16 protein-coding genes and 1 other annotated feature are annotated in these 19473 nt (G+C 54.8%); of the genes, 8 read left to right on the top strand and 8 right to left on the bottom strand.

The annotated features are described in order from the left end of the window. Positions 1-22: 22 nt before the first annotated feature. From IUJ45_RS10570 to IUJ45_RS10560, 3 genes are all read right to left on the bottom strand, one after another. A complete protein-coding gene (locus IUJ45_RS10570; RefSeq protein ID WP_002219084.1) occupies positions 23-556 on the bottom strand; it encodes a C40 family peptidase in 534 nt (177 codons plus the stop codon). A gap of 208 nt (positions 557-764) precedes the next feature. Then, positions 765-2291, bottom strand: a complete 1527-nt coding sequence (locus tag IUJ45_RS10565; RefSeq protein ID WP_082308705.1) for a phospholipase D family protein — start codon at positions 2289-2291, stop codon at positions 765-767. Between the two features lie 111 nt (positions 2292-2402). Next, the gene (locus tag IUJ45_RS10560) at positions 2403-3809 is read right to left on the bottom strand and encodes an MFS transporter (protein ID WP_002246263.1); all 1407 of its coding nucleotides are present in this window, start codon (positions 3807-3809) and stop codon (positions 2403-2405) included. Between the two features lie 283 nt (positions 3810-4092). Between IUJ45_RS10560 and IUJ45_RS10555 the strand changes: the two genes are divergently transcribed. The 3 genes from IUJ45_RS10555 to IUJ45_RS10545 are packed head-to-tail and all read left to right on the top strand — an operon-like array spanning position 4093 to position 7021. Further along, entirely contained in the window at positions 4093-4872 is a 780-nt protein-coding gene (locus tag IUJ45_RS10555; protein ID WP_002213040.1) for a (Fe-S)-binding protein, read from the top strand. After that, the gene (locus tag IUJ45_RS10550; RefSeq protein WP_002246265.1) at positions 4869-5570 is read left to right on the top strand and encodes a LutC/YkgG family protein; all 702 of its coding nucleotides are present in this window, start codon (positions 4869-4871) and stop codon (positions 5568-5570) included. The genes IUJ45_RS10555 and IUJ45_RS10550 overlap by 4 nt, the downstream gene beginning before the upstream one ends. Then, entirely contained in the window at positions 5567-7021 is a 1455-nt protein-coding gene (locus IUJ45_RS10545) for a LutB/LldF family L-lactate oxidation iron-sulfur protein (protein ID WP_002219079.1), read from the top strand. Before IUJ45_RS10550 ends, IUJ45_RS10545 begins: the two co-directional genes overlap by 4 nt. 182 nt (positions 7022-7203) lie before the next feature. Here the strand turns inward: IUJ45_RS10545 and purE are convergent, their stop codons facing one another. From purE to IUJ45_RS10525, 4 genes are read right to left on the bottom strand one after another with little or no spacing between them, the layout of a single operon-like run. Beyond that, positions 7204-7689, bottom strand: a complete 486-nt coding sequence (purE, locus tag IUJ45_RS10540; RefSeq protein ID WP_002234037.1) for a 5-(carboxyamino)imidazole ribonucleotide mutase — start codon at positions 7687-7689, stop codon at positions 7204-7206. 47 nt (positions 7690-7736) lie between these two features. Beyond that, on the bottom strand, positions 7737-8453 hold the full coding sequence (locus tag IUJ45_RS10535) for a tetratricopeptide repeat protein (protein ID WP_002246266.1): 717 nt from the start codon (positions 8451-8453) through the stop codon (positions 7737-7739). Beyond that, positions 8453-9121: a class I SAM-dependent methyltransferase gene (locus IUJ45_RS10530; protein WP_002239889.1), complete on the bottom strand. Its 669-nt coding sequence runs from the start codon at positions 9119-9121 to the stop codon at positions 8453-8455. Before IUJ45_RS10530 ends, IUJ45_RS10535 begins: the two co-directional genes overlap by 1 nt. Before the next feature lie 10 nt (positions 9122-9131). Continuing rightward, positions 9132-9317, bottom strand: coding sequence for a DUF3460 family protein (locus tag IUJ45_RS10525; protein WP_002216929.1), 186 nt, complete (start codon positions 9315-9317; stop codon positions 9132-9134). A 142-nt stretch (positions 9318-9459) separates the two neighbouring features. Here IUJ45_RS10525 and mutL point away from each other — a divergent pair, with 142 nt between their 5' ends. The 3 genes from mutL to IUJ45_RS10510 all read left to right on the top strand — a co-directional run bounded on the left by mutL (position 9460) and on the right by IUJ45_RS10510 (position 13916). After that, positions 9460-11436 (top strand): DNA mismatch repair endonuclease MutL, encoded by a 1977-nt coding sequence (mutL, locus tag IUJ45_RS10520; protein ID WP_002239880.1) that lies wholly within the window; start codon positions 9460-9462, stop codon positions 11434-11436. Between the two features lie 94 nt (positions 11437-11530). Then, positions 11531-13501 (top strand): DNA polymerase III subunit gamma/tau, encoded by a 1971-nt coding sequence (dnaX, locus tag IUJ45_RS10515; protein WP_002249397.1) that lies wholly within the window; start codon positions 11531-11533, stop codon positions 13499-13501. Continuing rightward, positions 12720-12759: a sequence feature (This ribosomal frameshift element is known only in the genus Neisseria.), on the top strand. (Overlaps the previous gene by 40 nt.) Positions 13502-13580: 79 nt before the next feature. After that, complete coding sequence (locus tag IUJ45_RS10510; RefSeq protein ID WP_002213018.1) at positions 13581-13916, top strand: YbaB/EbfC family nucleoid-associated protein; 336 nt, start codon at positions 13581-13583, stop codon at positions 13914-13916. Between the two features lie 1397 nt (positions 13917-15313). On the opposite strand, the gene recA is transcribed toward IUJ45_RS10510, so the two are convergent. Continuing rightward, on the bottom strand, positions 15314-16360 hold the full coding sequence (gene recA / locus IUJ45_RS10505) for a recombinase RecA (protein ID WP_002213013.1): 1047 nt from the start codon (positions 16358-16360) through the stop codon (positions 15314-15316). Between the two features lie 253 nt (positions 16361-16613). On the opposite strand from recA, the gene aroD reads away from it, so the two are divergent. Together aroD and rep are read left to right on the top strand one after the other, a co-directional pair. Then, positions 16614-17378, top strand: a complete 765-nt coding sequence (gene aroD / locus IUJ45_RS10500) for a type I 3-dehydroquinate dehydratase (RefSeq protein WP_002249398.1) — start codon at positions 16614-16616, stop codon at positions 17376-17378. 19 nt (positions 17379-17397) lie between these two features. After that, positions 17398-19413: a DNA helicase Rep gene (rep, locus tag IUJ45_RS10495; protein WP_002216921.1), complete on the top strand. Its 2016-nt coding sequence runs from the start codon at positions 17398-17400 to the stop codon at positions 19411-19413. Positions 19414-19473 lie beyond the last annotated feature (60 nt).

Here is a 19473-nt window from a genome sequence, read left to right as displayed (position 1 = left end):
CCGGCGCGGCGCGGCGGGCGGCTCATTCTGTAAAGAAAGTATGTGCGCCGAGGTAGTTTTTGGCGTAAAACGGTGTGGAGAGTTTTTCGGTTTTGATGGTTTTGCCGCTGCTGGGGGCATGGATGAATTCGCCGTTGCCGATATAGAGTCCGACGTGTGAGTAGCGGTGTGCGCCGCCGGTGTTGAAGAATACGAGGTCGCCGGCCTTAAGGCGGCTGTCGGGGATTTTGCGGCTTGCCGCCGCCATGTCGCGGGCGGTGCGCGGCAGCTTGACGTTGAGGGCGTTTTTGTAAACGAATTGAATCATGCCGCTGCAATCGAAGCCGGTTGCGGTGCTGCTGCCGCCCCATTTGTAGGGCGTGCCGATGAGTCCGAGGCTGTGGAGCATGAGTTCCTGCGAGCCTTGTGTGCGGTCGATGTGGCTGATGCGGACGGCTTGGATTTGCCGGACTGTCTGTTTGGGTTTCGGTTGGCGGTGTTTGCCGGAGGTCGTGCCGCATGAGGCGAGGAGCAGTGCGCTGAGACAGAGGAAAAGGGTTTTGTCGGGGGGAAACATGGTTTTTCCTTTGCGGGTTCGGATATGCCGTCTGAAGGTGTTTCAGACGGTATAGTGGATTAATAAAAATCAGGACAAGGCGACGAAGCCGCAGACAGTACAAATAGTACGGAACCGATTCACTTGGTGCTTCAGCACCTTAGAGAATCGTTCTCTTTGAGCTAAGGCGAGGCAACGCCGTACTGGTTTTTATTAATCCACTATATTTCTATAATAAACTTTCTATGGGCAGCAGGGATAGGATTTTTGCGGCGATGCGTTTCCAAAGTTTGGCTTCGGGTTCGTTCGGGTAGGTTTTTCGGGTGGCGGGATCGTGCCATTGCAGGCGGTTGTGCCTGTCGAGAGTAACGCGGTAGGCGTATTCGGGTGTGGTATCGGCAAGGGTGCGCTCCATCTGTTCTGCGATTTTGGGGCTTTCGATAACAACGCCCATTTCAGTATTGAGCCGTGCGGAACGGGGGTCGAGGTTGAATGAGCCGATGAAGATGCGTTTGCCGTCCACAATGAAGGTTTTGGCATGCAGGCTGGTTACGGAGCTGCCGGTCAGGCCTTTGTCTTTTGTGGCAGGGACGGCATGGTTGGGTTGCAGCTCGTAGAGTTTGATGCCGGCTTTGAGCAGCGGTTTTCGGTATTTGACATAGCCGGAATGGACGGCGGCAACGTCGGTCGCCTGTAGCGAGTTGGTCAGAACGGTAACGTCTATGCCGTCCTGCACCAGTTTTGCCAGTGCGTCTGTGCCGGATTTTGTGGGGACGAAATAGGGTGAAACCAGATAGACGCTTTTTTCGGGCTGTTTGAGCGCGTCTTGCAGCCGCCCGGCAATCGGCGGTTTACGGCGGTTGCGGTCGAGTCCTTTTGCAGGGTCGTCGCTGATGAGGCGGGTTTGGACGCTCTGCCAGTCGATGCGTCCTGCCTGTATTTTTTGGTAGAGGGGCGACTGTTCGACGGTTTCGCGGTAGCGCAGGAGCGCGTGTCTGGACGTTTCGTCGTTGTATCCGAGTGCTTGAAGACCCTTGCCGATGTTGCCGCTGCGGATGATGCGCGTGGCGTTGTGGGCGGAATGGCTTGCCCAGTAGCGGTCGAAGTCGTGCGATACTTCGCCGACGACGCTGCCGGTAGCGAGGATATCCAGGTCGGCGAAAACGGTGTCCTCACCGACTTTGAAGTATTCGTCGCCGATATTGCGTCCGCCGAGTATGGTGGCGCGGTTGTCGGCGGTAAAGGATTTGTTGTGCATGCGGCGGTTGAGGCGGGGGAAGTCAGTCAGGTAGCCGAGTGCGCGCCATTTGCGGAAGACGAAAGGGTTGAACAGGCGCACTTCGATATTGGGATGGCTGTCGAGGGCGAGCAGGAGGTCGTCCAATCCGCGCGTGTTGTTGTCGTCCAACAGCAGGCGTACGCGCACACCGCGTTCTGCGGCAAGGTACATCAGGTTGAACAGCAGTCGGCCGGAAATGTCGTTGCGCCAGATGTAGTATTGCAAATCGAGGCTGTGTTCGGCAGATTCGATAAGGGCGGCGCGGGCGGCAAAGGCTTCGTGGGGGTCGTTCAGCAGATAGATATCGGATAGCCCGTTGGTATGAGGGGTGTGCCGGATTTGCAGGATGTTGTCCAGGCGGACGGGTTTGGAAGTATTGAAATGACGGCTTTCCGTCCGTTCTTCCAGTGGGGGCAACCATGAAGAACATGAACAGAGAAGGAGGCATAAAAGGGAAATTAGGCTGCGTGTTTTCATCAGGGATATGGTTTCAGACGGCATTGCCTGTGTTTTGGGGTTGGCGCGCATGGAAGTGCGGCATCATAATCCAAACGTTGAAACGGGTAAAAGTTTTGCGTGCGGACCGCTTTAGGACGGTGTGTTCCGTGTCAGGTTTGCACCGTCTGAAACGTGCAGACGCTTGAAAACCAACGACGAGGCAAGGGTAATGCCGCCGATACTGAGCAGGGTCATACGGAAGGCGGAATGCAGACCTGAAGAAGCCGGTATCAGAAATGTCCAGTTTTTAAGGATTAATGCGCCGACAACAATGCCCATGCTGATGGCAAGCTGTTGGTTGACCGCCATCAGGCTGTTGCCGCTGCCGGTCTGTTGCGGGCGCAAATCGGCGAGGGTCAGTGTGTTCATGGCAGAAAACTGTAGGGAGTTGCACGCGCCGATCGCCAGCGAGAGGAAAATCCAAATCCACAGCGGCGAGTTTCCATCAGGCAGGGCGAGCAGCATGATGAAGGCGGCAAGCAGCTTGGTGTTCCAAAGCAGTACCGTGCGGTAGCCGAAACGTTTCATGAGCGGTGCAATCAGCGGTTTGACCAGCAGCGAAGACAGGGCGACGGGGGCGACCAGCCAACCCGACAGGCTTGCGCCGAAGCCGAAAGCGACTTGAAACATCAGGGGCATCAGAAAAGGAATCGAGCTGATGCCGAGACGGCTGAACAGATTGCCCGCCAGTCCCAGACGGAAAGTGCGTATCAGAAACAGGTCGGCGGAATAAATCGGTTTGGACGCGGTTTTCATATGTCGGAAATAACGGCGTGCAAACAGCAGTCCGCCGCACAGCGGCAACAGTGCAAAATACGGAGGCAGCGCGTGCGACAGGCTTTCTGCCGAAAGTAACAAGAGGCACGCGGCGGCAGAAAAAATCAGATAACCTTTGAAGTCTAAAGAGATATTACTGCCTTTAATATCGGGCATGATGTTGCGTCCCAATATGAAACCCAGCAGACCGATGGGCAGGTTGAGCAGGAAAATCCAGTGCCACGAAGCGTATTCGACCAAATAACCGCCCGCCAAAGGCCCTAAAACCGGCCCGATTAATGCGGGCATAACCGCATAATTGATGGCATTGAGCAGCTTGGACTTGTCGTACACACGCAAGATGGTCAGACGCGGTATCGGAACCAGCATCGAACCGCCGATGCCCTGAACGACACGGGAAAGCGTCAATTCAAACAGCGAACCCGATGCGGCGCACAATGCCGATCCGAGCATAAAAACGGCAATCGAACCGAAAAAGACTTTTTTCGTTCCGAACCTGTCCGCCAAATAACCGCTCAAAGGAATCAGCAGGGCAACCGTCAGCGTATAGGCAACGACTGCCAGTTGCATATCTAGAGGCGATTCGTCCAGGTCGGTGGCAATTTCAGGCAGTGCGGTATTTAAAATGGTCGCATCCAACATCTGCATAAAAATGGCAATTGCCAGCAGAAGCGGCAGCCAAGGGGATGGTGCGCGGGCGGATAGGGTGTTTTTTTCCATAGGGCGATTGTACCCCATCCTTGTGCCGTTATTGTTTTCAGACGCTGTCTGAATGCCGTCAGAGTCGGCATCTTGAATGTTCACAAGCAAACGAACCGGTATTGCATTGTAATGATAATTATTATCGAAAAACATCAGATTAAGGTACAGTAAGCGTTATGGGGTAGTTTGTAAGAAAAACCGGATTATTTTTTAAAATTAGACTTGACCCGCAACAGTCAATTACTTAAAGTAAACGCTTACCTTTCTACAGAAAAAAACGGGTTTCCCGTTATCAAAAAACATGAGCGCAACCATTCCCCCAAAAATCATCCGATACGACAGCAATCCGACCGATGTCTATTTTTTCGGCACTTGCGTCCTTGATCTTTTTATGCCCGAAGCAGGCATGGATGCCATTGCCCTAATCGAGCAGCAGGGCATACGCGTCCATTTCCCGATGGCGCAAAGCTGCTGCGGCCAGCCTGCCTATTCATCCGGCCATCCGACCGAAGCCTTCGATGTCGCCAAAGCGCAACTTGACCTTTTCCCCGAAAACTGGCCGATTGTCGTACCGTCCGGTTCGTGCGGCGGTATGATGAAACACCATTGGCCGACGCTGTTTAAAGGCAGCGAGTACGAGGAAAGGGCTGTGGATTGCGCCGGCCGCATCATCGAGTTTACCCATTTCCTGCTTGCCATCGGTTTCAAACCCGAAGACAAGGGCGAACCGCTCAAAGTCGCCGTTCACACTTCCTGCGCCGCCCGCCGCGAAATGAATGTCCATCTTTCAGGCTGGCAACTGATTGACGGTATGGAAAACGTCGAACGCATCGTCCACGACCACGAAAGCGAATGTTGCGGCTTCGGCGGCACATTCTCCGTCAAACAAGCCGATATTTCCGGCGCAATGGTAACAGACAAAGTCGCCGCGCTGAAAGAAACCGGCGCAACCGAAATCATCAGCGCGGACTGCGGCTGTATGATGAACATCGGCGGCAAAATCGCCAAGGACGAGCCGGATATGCCGCGTCCGAAACATATCGCATCCTTCTTGTTGGAACGCACCGGAGGCAAAGCATGAGCGCGCGCGAAAATATTTTGGCAAAACTGAAAAAAGCCGATGCCTTGCCGATGGAAGAGCCTGCGGTTTTCGATTATTACCGCGAAAAGGGCGTTTCTTGGGACAGCGAAGCCGAGCGTCTGAAACATTGGGCTGCCGCAATGCGCGCGGTCAAAACCGAAATTTATTGGGTGACGAAAAGCAATTGGATGCAGGTTTTCCGCGAAGCGGCAGAAGGCAAGGGTTTGAAAAACATCCTGCTGCCCTTGGCGACCGAACACGGACAAATTGCCCGTGCCGCATTGGCGGGCAGCAATATCGAACCGATTGTCTTCGAGCGCGAAATCGATACTTGGAAAACCGAGTTTTTCACGAACATCAATGCGGGCTTCAGCGGCGCGCAATGCGGCATCGCCCGCACCGGCACGCTGATGCTGTTTTCCAGCCCCGAAGAACCGCGTACTTTGAGTCTCGTTCCGCCCGTGCATTTCTGCCTGTTCGATACGTCCAAGATGTACAACGAGTTTCATAATGCCGTCGAAGGCGAAAAACTGGTGGAAAACGGTATGCCGACCAATGTATTCCTGATTTCCGGTCCGTCCAAAACCGCAGACATCCAACTGACGCTTGCTTACGGCGCGCACGGTCCGCGTGATTTGGTTATCCTCGCCATCCTGCCCGACCACATTTCCCCTACCGATTTGGAGGAAAACGCATGACTACGCAAACCATCAAATTTCACATGAAGCCGGAAACTTTCAAGCAAAACGCCGCAATTTCCCTTCAAGACAAGCCTTTGCGTAAAAGCCTGCGTACCGCGATGGATATGCTGATGACCAAACGCAAAGCTGTTTTGACCGACGAAGAAGAGCTGCAAAGCTTGCGCGATTTGTGCGAACACGTCCGTCAGCGCTCATTGTCTAAATTGCCTGCCCTGCTGGAGCAGCTGGAAGAAAACCTGACCAAGTTGGGCGTAAAAGTACACTGGGCGGAAACACCGGCCGAAGCCTGCGAAATCATCCACGACATCATCACAGCCAAAAACGGCAAGCTGATGGTCAAAGGCAAATCGATGGTCAGCGAGGAAATCGAGCTGAACCATTATCTTGAAGCAAAAGGCATTAAAGCGGTGGAAAGCGACTTGGGCGAGTTCATCGTCCAAATGGCAGGTGAAAAACCGACCCATATCGTGATGCCCGCAATCCATAAAACCAAAGAACAGGTTAGCGAACTGTTCCACCAAAACCTCGGCACACCGTTAACGGACGACGTAGACCAACTGACCGGCTTCGCCCGTAAAGCACTGCGCGATATTTACAGCACTGCCGATGTCGGTTTGAGTGGCGTGAACTTCGCCGTTGCTGAAACAGGTACGCTGTGTCTGGTGGAAAACGAAGGCAACGGTCGCTTGAGTACCACCGTTCCGCCCGTGCATATCGCCATTACCGGCATTGAAAAAGTAGTTGCCAAGCTGTCGGATATTCCACCCTTGTACAGTCTGCTGCCGCGTTCTGCCATCGGTCAGAACATTACCACTTATTTCAACATGATTACCGGTCCGCGCCGCAGTGAGGAATTAGACGGTCCGCAAGAAATGCACTTGGTTCTGCTCGACAACGGCCGCAGCCAGGCTTATGCCGAAGACCAAATGCGCCGCACCCTGCAATGTATCCGTTGCGGCGCGTGTATGAACCATTGCCCGGTTTATACCCGCATCGGCGGCGCGGCATACGGCACAACCTATCCCGGCCCGATTGGCGAGATTATTTCCCCTCACCTGTTGGGTCTTGATGCCACCCGCGATCTGCCGACCGCCTGTACCATGTGCGGTGCGTGTGTGGAAGTCTGTCCGGTACGCATCCCGATTACCGAACAAATGCAGCGTTTGCGCGTTGAAGCGCAACGTTCGCCGACCGAAACCGTGCCGCACCCCATCCGAGGGCAAGGCGCATCGCATACCTTCGGCGAACAAATGGCGTGGCGCACATTCAACGGTATTTTCAGCGGCAGCAAAACCTACCGCGCCTTCGGTTGGGCAGCCACCAAGTTCCGCAACCTGACCCCGCGCAAACAGTTGGGTTGGACGCAAAACCGCGTGCCGATGAAACCGGCGAAGAAAACCCTGCACGAACTAATGGCAGAAAAAATGCGCCAAAAAGAACAGGCATAAAAAGTTGTTCGCAAAAATGCCGTCTGAAACCCGAAACAGGGCTTCAGACGGCATTTGTATAGTGGATTAACAAAAATCAGGACAAGGCGACGAAGCCGCAGACAGTACAAATAGTACGGCAAGGCGAGGGAACGCCGTACTGGTTTAAATTTAAGCCACTATATATTCGCGGACGGCGGGTTTTAAATCTGTTCCAATTCCATACTCAAAACAGCCTGTTCCTGTTTGGCTCGGAAGTCTGCCAGTTTTTGCGCCAGTTCGGGGGTTTCGTTGGCGAGCATGGAAACGGCGAACAATGCGGCATTTGCCGCGCCTGCCTCGCCGATGGCGAATGTGGCGACGGGTACGCCTTTGGGCATTTGTACAATCGATAAAAGCGAATCTTCGCCGCGCAGGTATTTGCTGGGGACGGGTACGCCCAAAACGGGGACGGTGGTCTTGGCGGCAACCATACCGGGTAAATGCGCCGCGCCGCCCGCACCCGCGATGATGGCTTTGATGCCGCGCGCCCGTGCGGTTTCGGCGTATTGGAACATCAAATCCGGGGTGCGGTGTGCGGAAACAACGCGCGCCTCATATTCTACGCCGAACTCTTCAAGAAACTGCGCTGCCTGCCGCATAACGGGCCAATCGCTGTTGCTGCCCATGATGATGCCGATTTGTATCATAAATCCTCCTTGGTGCGGATGGGGTAAAAAGCGGAAAAATGGAAAAACTATCGTTTGCGCACGGCTGCGGCGGCGCGTTTTGCCGCCGGGCTGCCGGGATAGGTCTGTATCAGGCTGCGCCAAGTCGCCCTTGCAATGTCTTTTTGCTGAAGCCTGTATTGGCATTCGCCGATTTTGAACATGGCTTCAGGCGCGGTTGGGCTGTCTTTGAAACGGTTGGCGTAACGCCCTCCGATTTCGATGACGGATTCGCAGTTGCCCATACGCGCCCTGCTTTGCAGCAACAGGTACATACTGCGTTGCGCGATGCTGCCGCCGTCGCCTCCGTCCGCGCCTTTCAACAGGGAGGCAGCGGCAGAAAACCTGCCGCTTTTATAGTGTTTGAGTGCCTGATTGTAGAGGTTTTGTGCGGTTTCGACGGTATGTGCGGATGCGCTGCCGCCTTCGGTATTGAGGTAATGCTCTTTCAACTTGCGGTCGTCGAGTTTTTGGACGTATGCCCTGCTGGAAGGGTGTGTTTTCGCATGCTCCAGTGCTTTGACTTTGCCGTTTAAGGTTTCCACTTCGTTCGACAGGCGGACGAGTGTGCCTTCCAGATAATCCAAACGGTCTTGCAGAGTGGGAACGGGATAGGGAATAGCGTCCGAACTACCTGCCTCTGCCTGCGGTTCGAGCCGCATATCCTGAATATTGCGGGAAACAGGGGAAGAACAGGCGGCGGATACGGACAGCCAAATGATAAAAAGCGGTAATTTGGTCTTCATTATTTTTTCAGAAGCAGGGTCAAACCGTCGCCGACGGGCAGGGTGATGGGGACAATCCGCGTATCGTTCGGCAGGTTTTGATTGAAATCTTTGAGGATGCCGACGCTGGGCGGCGCATCGGAAGCCGCTTCGCGCATCACCCTTCCGTTCAACAAAATATTGTCGATGGCGATGATGCCGCCTTGCCGGACAAGTTTGAGGCAACGCTCGAAATATTGCGGCGTGGGCGGTTTGTCTGCGTCTATCAGTGCCAAATCGTAGCTTCCGGCTTCACCCTGTGCAATCAAATCATCCAATGTCAGCAATGCAGGTTGCAGGTGCAGGCTGATTTTATGTGCCACGCCTGCCTCGTTCCAAACCTGACGCGCCGTATCGGTAAAGGTTACATTGATGTCACAGGCGGTAATCCGCCCGTGTTCGGGCAGCGCCAATGCAAGCGCGGTGCTGCTGTATCCGGTAAACACGCCGATTTCCAGATATTTTTCCGCGCGAATCAGCTTTGCCAGCCAAACCAAAACCGCCGCCTGTTCGCGCGCAATCGCCATTTTGCCCATACGGTGATGCCCGGTCTTCTCACGCAGCCGCGTCAAAACGGGATGTTCGGGTTCGCCGATGGCGTTCAAATAGTTTTGCAGGTCGGGGGCGACATTGGACAGATGGGTCGTCATTTCGGCGGGTTCAGTCTTGGTAATAGGTATAAGGTTTTTTCGCTACTTTTGCCGCCTCGAAGTTTTCCTGTTCTTCGGGATTGAGTTCGACATCCCACAAAAGCCCCCGGTTTTCCAAACGCTGCTGTTCCAACTCAGGTTTTTCTTCAATCAGACGGTTGAGGAATTGTGTGGCTTCGGATTGGTAGTGATACATCTTTGCGCTCCAATTTTACGGGATACGGCGTGATTATACTGGTATTTTCCAAACGGGATAAACGGCTTTTATCAAGAATACAGGCAGAAAAGTAAGGGGTTTTATTATAGAATAAAGCGTTTTTGCAACGGAAGCCTACCTTATGCCACGCATTGCCGCCCTGCCCGACCATCTCGTCAACCAAATCGCCGCCGGCGAAGTAGTCGAACGCCCTGCCAACGCCTTGAAAGAAATCGTTGAAAACAGTATCGATGCAGGCGCAACGGCGATTGATGTCGAGCTGGACGGCGGCGGCATCCGCCTGATTCACGTCAGCGACAACGGCGGCGGTATCCATCCGGACGACATCGAACTTGCGCTCCACCGCCACGCCACCAGCAAAATCAAAACCTTAAACGATTTGGAACACGTTGCCAGCATGGGCTTTCGCGGCGAAGGCTTGGCAAGCATCGCCTCCGTCAGCCGCCTGACCCTGACCAGCCGCCAAGAAGACAGTTCGCACGCAACCCAAGTCAAAGCCGAAGACGGCAAACTCAGCAGCCCCACCGCCGCCACCCACCCCGTCGGCACCACCATCGAAGCCGCCGAACTCTTCTTCAACACTCCCGCGCGGCGCAAGTTCCTCAAATCCGAAAACACCGAATACGCCCACTGCGCCACCATGCTCGAACGCCTCGCGCTGGCGCATCCGCACATTGCCTTCTCGCTCAAACGCGACGGCAAACAAGTGTTCAAACTCCCTGCACAAAGCCTGCATGAACGTATCGCCGCCATTGTCGGCGATGATTTTCAGACGGCATCATTGGAAATCGACAGCGGCAGCGGCGCGCTGCGGCTCTATGGTGCGATTGCCAAACCGACTTTCGCCAAAGGTAAAACCGACAAACAATACTGCTTCGTCAACCATCGCTTCGTGCGCGACAAAGTGATGCTCCACGCCGTCAAACAGGCATACCGCGACGTATTGCACAACGCCCTCACCCCTGCTTTCGTCCTCTTCCTCGACCTGCCGCCCGAAGCCGTGGATGTCAACGTCCACCCGACCAAAACCGAAATCCGCTTCCGCGACAGTCAGCAGGTGCACCAACTTGTGTTCCACACGCTCAACAAAGCCCTTGCCGACACACGCGCCAACCTGACCGAAAGCGTCGGCAACGCAGGCGAAGTGTTGCATGACATTACCGGCGTTGTCTCCACCCCAATGCCGTCTGAAAACGACAGCGAAAATCTGTTTGATAGCGTATCCAACTACCCGACAGGCAACAAATCAGATACACACAATGCCTTTGGTTCATCAGGCAAAACCGCGCCCATGCCCTATCAGTCCGCATATGCGCCGCAACAACGCAGCCTGTCCCTGCGCGAAAGCCGCGCGGCAATGAATACTTACGCCGAACTTTACAAAAAAACCGACGACATCGACCTTGAGTTAAGCCGATTCGAGCAGGCACGTTTCGGCAATATGCCGTCTGAAACGCCTGCTCCCCAAACAGATACGCCGCTTTCAGACGGCATCCCGTCCCAATCCGAACTGCCGCCGCTCGGTTTTGCCATTGCCCAACTATTAGGCATCTACATTCTTGCCCAAGCCGAAGACAGCCTGCTGCTCATCGATATGCACGCCGCCGCCGAACGCGTCAACTACGAAAAAATGAAACGCCAACGTCAGGAAAACGGCAGGCTGCAAAGCCAACGCCTGCTTATTCCCGTAACCTTTGCCGCGTCCCACGAAGAATGCGCCGCCCTTGCCGACCATGCTGATGCACTGGCAGGCTTCGGCTTGGAACTGTCCGACATGGGCGGCAATACCCTTGCCGTCCGCACAGTTCCCGCCATGCTCGGCAAAGCCGACGTCGTCTCACTCGCCAAAGACGTATTGGGCGAACTCGCCCAAGTCGGCAGCAGCCAAACCATCGAAGAACACGAAAACCGCATCCTCGCCACTATGTCCTGCCACGGCTCCGTCCGCGCCGGCCGCCGGCTTACCCTGCCGGAAATGAACGCGCTGCTGCGCGATATGGAAAACACGCCGCGCAGCAACCAATGCAACCACGGCAGGCCGACTTGGGTCAAACTGACTTTGAAAGAATTGGACGCACTGTTCTTGCGCGGACAATAAACCGAAAGTGCTAGAATACGCCGCCCGAGACCGCCGTTCAGACGGCATTCCGACGCACCGACAGAAACATCACGACCGAAACCAAGAGAAAAATATGGCCTATCAAGTTCTCGCCCGAAAATGGCGGCCCAAAACCTTTGCCGACTTAGTCGGTCAGGAACACGTCGTCAAAGCCCTGCAAAATGCCTTGGACGAAGGCAGGCTGCACCACGCCTACCTGCTGACCGGTACGCGCGGCGTGGGCAAAACCACCATCGCCCGCATCCTTGCCAAAAGCCTCAACTGCGAAAACGCGCAACACGGCGAACCTTGCGGCGTGTGCCAAAGCTGCACCCAAATCGATGCCGGACGCTATGTAGATTTATTGGAAATCGATGCCGCTTCCAACACAGGCATCGACAACATCCGCGAAGTATTGGAAAACGCCCAATACGCGCCGACCGCCGGCAAATACAAAGTCTATATCATCGACGAAGTGCATATGCTTTCCAAAAGCGCGTTCAACGCTATGCTCAAAACGCTGGAAGAGCCACCCGAACACGTCAAATTCATCCTTGCCACGACCGATCCGCACAAAGTCCCCGTTACCGTCTTGAGCCGCTGCCTGCAATTTGTCTTACGCAATATGACCGCGCAGCAGGTTGCCGACCACCTCGCCCACGTCCTCGACAGCGAAAAAATCACCTACGCCCCCCCCGCCCTGCAACTTTTGGGACGCGCCGCCGCCGGATCGATGCGCGATGCCTTGAGCCTGCTCGACCAAGCCATCGCCCTAGGTTCGGGCAAAGTTGCCGAAAACGATGTCCGCCAAATGATCGGCGCGGTTGACAAACAATACCTTTACGAACTGCTGACAGGCATCATCAACCAAGACGGCGCAGCCCTGCTCGCCAAAGCGCAGGAAATGGCGGCGTGTGCCGTCGGCTTTGACAACGCCTTGGGCGAACTCGCCATACTGCTGCAACACCTCGCCCTGATACAGGCAGTGCCGAATGCCTTGGCGCACGACGACCCCGATTCCGATATTTTGCACCGCCTCGCCCAAACCATAAGCGGCGAACAAATCCAGCTTTACTACCAAATCGCCGTCCACGGCAAACGCGACCTGGGCCTCGCCCCCGACGAATACGCCGGCTTTATGATGACCCTGCTGCGTATGCTGGCGTTTGCGCCCTTGGCAGCAGCATCGTGTGATGCAAACGCCGTGATTGAAAATACCGAACTTCAATCCCCATCGGCACAAACCGCCGAAAAGGAAACCGCCGCAAAAAAGCCCCAACCGCACCCTGAAGCGGAAACCACCCAAACGCCCGTTCAGACGGCATCCGAAGCCGAAACATCGCCTGACAATCAAGTTTCCAAGAACAAGGCAGCCGACAACGAAACCGAGACTTCCTTGTCCGAAGTGCCGTCTGAAAACCCCATTCAGGCAACACCGAATGATGAAGCCGTTGAAACGGAAGCATTTGCGCACGAAGCCCCTGCAGAACCTTTCTACGGTTACGGCTTTCCGGATAATGACTGCCCCCCGGAAGACGGCGCAGAAATCCCGCCGCCGGATTGGGAACACGCCGCCCCTGCCGATGCGGAAGAAGAAAACAACGCCGACGAAGGCAGCAACGACGAAAACAACACGCCGTCCGCCCCGCCGCCCGAGTTTTCCACCGAAAACTGGGCAGCCATCGTCCGGCATTTCGCCCGCAAACTCGGCGCGGCGCAAATGCCGGCGCAACACTCCGCGTGGACGGAATACCATCCCGACACCGGCCTGATGGTTTTGGCAATGACCGCCGAAGCACGCGCCACCGCCGACAAAAAACGCCTCGACAAAATCCGCGACACCCTTGCCCAAGCCTACGGGCTGCAACTCACCCTGCAAACCCAAGACTGGCACGACGAATCCGGCAGAGAAACCCCCGCAATGCAGGACAAGCGCGTCCAAGCCGAAGACAGGCAAAAAGCACAAGCATTGCTCGAAGCCGACCCCGCCGCACAAAAAATCCTCCAAGCATTCGGCGCGCAATGGCAGCCCGAATCACTGGAATTGGCGGCAAACCGGCCATAAACAGATATAATGCCGCCCGAACCCTTCGGACGGCATTGCCGTTTCCCTTATTCAATCAAAACAGACAGGAGTATTCAGTATGTTCGGAAAAGCCGGATTAGGCGGCCTGATGAAACAGGCGCAGCAAATGCAGGAAAATATGAAAAAAGCGCAAGCCAAACTTGCCGAAACCGAAATCGAAGGCGAAGCAGGCAACGGCTTGGTCAAAATCACAATGACCTGCGCGCACGAAGTACGCAAAATCGACATCAGCCCCGATTTGATTCAAGAAGCCGCCGACGACAAAGAAATGCTCGAAGACCTCATCCTCGCCGCCCTCAAATCCGCCCGTGACAAAGCCGAAGAAACCGCAAACAAAACAATGGGCGCATTCACGCAAGGTCTACCCCCCGGAGTGGGCGACTTCTTCCGCTGATACCCGACCGTCATTCCCACGCAGGCGGGAATCTAGAACGTAGAATCTAAGAAACCGTTTTACTCGATAAATTTCCGTGCCGACGGGTCTAGATTCCCGCCTTCGCGGGAATGACGGCATCAGTTTGCAGGATTCGGCGTGAACGGTAAAAACAGTGAGAATGATAAGAACGCAAAAACGGCAAGAATAGCGGGAATCGGCAGGCTGAAGCCCACCCTACCATTATTTACACATCCGTACCGCTTAAATGCCGTCTGAAATTTCGTCATTCCCATGAAAACGGGAATCCAGCCCCGTGGGAGCAGAAACTTACACCCCGTCATTCCCGCGAACGCGGGAATCCAGTAACCGAAAAACCACAGGAATCTATCGGAAAAAACAGAACCCCCCGCCGCCGTCATTCCCGCGAACGCGGGAATCTAGTAACCGAAAAACCACGGGAATCTATCGGAAAAAACGGAAACCCCCGACCGTCATTCCCGCGAACGCGGGAATCTAGAACGTAGAATCTGAGAAACCGTTTTACTCGATAAATTTCCGTGCCGAGGGGTCTGGATTCCCGCCTTCGCGGGAATGACGGCATCAGTTTGCAGGATTCGGCGGAAACGGTAAAAACGGCAGAATCGATGGGAATCGGCAGGCTGAAGCCCACCCTACCATTATTTACACATCCGTACCGCTTAAATGCCGTCTGAAACTTCGTCATTCCCGTGAAAACGGGAATCCAGCCTCGTGGGAGCAGAAACTTACACCCCGTCATTCCCGCGAACGCGGGAATCCAGTAACCGAAAAACCACAGGAATCTATCGGAAAAACAGAAACCCTCGACCGTCATTCCCGCGAACGCGGGAATCCAGTAACCGAAAAACCACGGGAATCTATCGGAAAAAACAGAAACCCCCGACCGTCATTCCCGCGAACGCGGGAATCTAGAACGTAGAATCTGAGAAACCGTTTTACTCGATAAATTTCCGTGCCGAGGGGTCTGGATTCCCGCGTTCGCGGGAATGACGGCATATTTTTTGCATTTGATATAAAGGGTCGTTTGAATTTTGTTCAGCAAGTGCAAAGTGTTGCACATAAAAGGGCGCAGGATAGAGGCAAAGCGGGCGTAGGTCGGGCTGTAGCAACTGTATTTTTCACCCCGTCGGGCAAAAATATAGTGGATTAACAAAAACCAGTACGGCGTTGCCTCGCCTTAGCTCAAAGAGAACGATTCTCTAAGGTACTGAAGCACCAAGTGAATCGGTTCCGTACTATCTGTACTGTCTGCGGCTTCGTCGCCTTGTCCTGATTTTTGTTAATCCACTATACCAAAACTCAAATCAAGCCGTTCGGAGGCGGCTCAAAAAAACGGTACTTCGCAGCAGAAGTACCGTTTATCGGGATTTCAGGTTTTATTCTTCGGGGCGTTCGCCGTCGGTTTCGTCCTGCGTCCCTTCGGTGATGTGCATTTCTACGCCGTTGAGGGCGCGGATTTTTGCGTCGATTTCATTGGCGACTTCGGGATTTTCCTTCAGCCAGACGCGGACGTTGTCTTTGCCCTGACCGATTTTCGCGCCGTTGTAGCTGTACCACGCGCCGGATTTGTTGATGATGTCGTTTTTCACGCCGATGTCGATCAATTCGCCTTCCCAACTGATGCCTTCTCCGTAGAGGATGTCAAACTCTGCCTGACGGAACGGGGGGGCGACTTTGTTTTTGATGACTTTGACGCGGGTTTCGTTGCCCAATACCTCTTCGCCTTTTTTGATGGATCCGGTGCGGCGGATGTCGAGGCGGACGGAAGAATAGAATTTCAGCGCGTTGCCGCCGGTGGTGGTTTCGGGGCTGCCGAACATTACGCCGATCTTCATCCGGATTTGGTTGATGAACACAACCAGCGTGTTGGTTTTTTTGATGTGTCCGGTCAGTTTGCGCAAAGCCTGACTCATCAGGCGCGCCTGCAGTCCGACATGGCTGTCCCCCATATCGCCTTCGATTTCGGCTTTGGGGACGAGTGCGGCTACGGAATCGACGACTACCATATCTATGCCGCCCGAACGGACGAGTGTGTCGCAGATTTCCAAAGCCTGTTCGCCGGTATCGGGCTGGGACAGGTAAAGCTCTTCGACTTTTACGCCGAGTTTGCGGGCGTAAACGGGATCGAAGGCGTGTTCGGCATCGACAAAGGCGCACACGCCGCCGTTTTTCTGGCATTGGGCGACGGCTTCGAGGCAGAGGGTGGTTTTGCCGGAGGATTCGGGGCCGAAGATTTCGACGATGCGCCCGCGCGGCAGACCGCCGACTCCGAGGGCGAGGTCTAATCCGAGCGATCCGGTGGAAATGACTTCGAGGTTTTCTTCCTGCTGGCTGCCGTCCATTTTCATGATGGCGCCTTTGCCGAAACTTTTTTCGATTTGCGCCAGTGCGGCGGCAAGGGCTTTGCTTTTGTCGTCTGACATTGGGGTTACTCCGGAACAAATGCGGTATGTGGGATGCGGCGCAACACGGGCTGCGGCGCGGGATGTGTATCGTTTTCCCGATGTGCGGGCTATCGGTAATGCTGCTTCACGGGGTTGCCATTATCGCATATTTCCTTGCTTGCCGATATGCGGCAGGACGCGGCGGCTTGTGCCGGAATGGAATCTGGATGCCGTCTAAAAGGCGGCCGGCTTTGTTATAATGGCGGCTGTTTTTTCTGTATGTGCCTGTTTTATGTGTTCCTGCCTTGTTGTCAAAAATACCGTTATCGGAAGCGGACGCACCAAAATCGCCGTGCCGCTTGTCGCCCGCGATGCCGCCGTACTTTCCGCCGTACTTGACCAAATCAAAAACCTGCCCTTCGATATCGTCGAGTTCCGCGCCGATTTTTTGGAATGCGCGGGCAGCATCGGCGAAGTATTGCGCCACACGCAGACCGTCCGCGACGCGCTGCCCGACAAGCCGCTGCTGTTTACGTTCAGACGGCATGGCGAAGGCGGCTCGTTCCCGTGTTCGGACGGTTATTATTTTGAACTGCTCGACGCGCTGATCGAAAGCCGCCTGCCCGACATCATCGACATCGAGCTGTTTGCCGGCGAAACCGCCGTCCGGCGCGCCGTGGCAAATGCTCAAAAAAACGGCATCGCCGCCCTGCTCTGCAATCATGAGTTTCACCGCACGCCGCCGCAAGAAGAAATCGTATGCCGTCTGAAACAGATGGAGGACTGCGGCGCGGACATCTGCAAAATTGCGGTGATGCCGCAAAGCGCGGAAGATGTGCTGACTTTGCTTTCCGCCACGCTCGAAGCGAAACGGCTTGCCGCCAAACCGGTTGTTACGATGTCGATGGGGCAGACGGGTGCGGTCAGCCGCCTTGCCGGACAGGTGTTCGGCTCAAGCATCACGTTCGGTTCGGGAACGCAAAACTCCGCGCCGGGGCAAATCGGCGTATCCGCCCTCCGTGCGGCACTCGACTGTCTCGAAAGCGGCGCAGACTGATTTCAGACGGCATCAAAACATGATGAAACTCAATCCCCAACAGCTCGAAGCCGTCCGCTACCTCGGCGGCCCACTGCTCGTCCTTGCCGGTGCAGGCAGCGGCAAAACCGGCGTGATTACTCAAAAAATTAAGCATTTGATTGTCAATGTCGGCTACCTGCCGCATACCGTTGCCGCAATTACCTTTACCAACAAAGCCGCTGCGGAAATGCAGGAGCGCGTTGCCAAAATGCTGCCCAAACCGCAAACGCGCGGGCTGACGATTTGCACGTTCCACTCTTTGGGCATGAAGATTCTGCGCGAAGAGGCGAACCATATCGGTTACAAAAAAAACTTCTCCATTCTCGATTCTACCGACAGCGCGAAAATCATCGGCGAACTCTTAGGCGGTACGGGCAAAGAAGCCGTATTCAAGGCGCAGCACCAGATTTCCTTGTGGAAAAACGATTTAAAAACGCCTGAAGATGTCGTTCAGACGGCATCGAACATTTGGGAACAACAAACCGCACGCGTGTATGCGAGCTATCAGGAAACCTTACAAAGCTATCAGGCAGTGGACTTCGACGACTTGATCCGCCTGCCTGCCGTGCTGTTGCAGCAAAACAGCGAAGTGCGCAACAAATGGCAGCGGCGGCTGCGTTATCTGCTGGTTGACGAATGCCAAGATACGAATACCTGCCAATTTACGTTGATGAAACTTCTGACCGGCGCGGAAGGTATGTTTACCGCCGTCGGCGACGACGACCAGTCCATCTACGCATGGCGCGGCGCGAACATGGAAAACCTGCGCAAAATGCAGGAAAACTATCCGCAGATGAAGGTCATCAAACTGGAGCAAAACTACCGCTCCACCGCGCGGATTCTCAAAATCGCCAACAAAGTCATCGAGAACAACCCCAAGCTGTTCACCAAAAAACTTTGGTCGAAATTGGGCGAAGGCGAGCCCGTCAAAGTCGTTGCCTGCCAAAACGAGCAGCACGAAGCCGACTGGGTCGTCAGCCAAATCGTCAAACAAAAACTCATCGGCGGCGACAAAACCCAATATGCCGATTTCGCCGTGTTATACCGCGGAAAGCATCAGGCGAGGATTTTCGAGGAAGCATTGCGCGGCGCGCGCATCCCCTACCGTCTCTCCGGCGGACAAAGCTTTTTCGACAAAGCCGAAATCAAAGACGTGTTGTCTTATGTGCGGCTGCTTGCCAACCCCAACGACGATCCCGCCTTTCTGCGTGCCGTTACCACGCCCAAACGCGGCATCGGCGATGTAACGCTGGGCAAGCTCAACACTTACGCGCACGAACACGAATGCAGCCTGTATGAAGCCGCGCAAAACGAAGAAGCCCTCGCCACGCTGAACAATACCAACCGCCAACACCTGCAAGCCTTTATGGATATGTTCGGCAGTTACCGTGCCAAAGCCGAAACCGGCGAAGCGGGCGAGTTCATCAACAGCCTGCTCGAAGAAATCGACTATGAAAACCACCTGCTTGCCAGTGAAGAAGGCAAAGCTGGCGAAATCAAATGGCGCAACGTCGGCGATTTGGTATCATGGTTTGCGCGAAAAGGCGGGGAAGACGGCAAAAACATCATCGAACTCGCCCAAACCGTCGCCTTGATGACGCTTTTGGAAGGAAAAGACGAAGAAGAAACCGATGCCGTCTCGCTATCCACGCTACACGCCGCCAAAGGTTTGGAGTATCCGTATGTTTTCCTTGTCGGTTGCGAAGAAGGCGTTTTGCCGCACAACGACAGCATCGAAGAAGGCAACGTCGAAGAAGAACGCCGCCTGATGTACGTCGGCATCACCCGCGCCAAACGCCAACTCACACTGACCCACTGCGTCAAACGCAAAAAACAAGGCACATGGCAGTTCCCCGAACCCAGCCGATTCATAGACGAAATGCCGCAGGAAGATTTGAAAATCCTGGGTCGCAAAGGCGGCGAGCCGATTGTCAGCAAAGAAGAAGGCAGACGCAACCTTGCCGATATAATCGGAAGGCTCGACAACCTAAAAAAAAGCGGCGCGGCGGATTAAACCGGAGCCGCAATGCCGTCTGAAGGCTTCAGACGGCATATTTTTTGGACGGCGCGCGTA

The sequence above is a fragment of the Neisseria meningitidis genome (genome assembly GCF_022869645.1).
GTDB classification, from domain to species: Bacteria; Pseudomonadota; Gammaproteobacteria; order Burkholderiales; family Neisseriaceae; genus Neisseria; species Neisseria meningitidis.
This window is presented reverse-complemented; position numbering and strand designations above follow the sequence as displayed.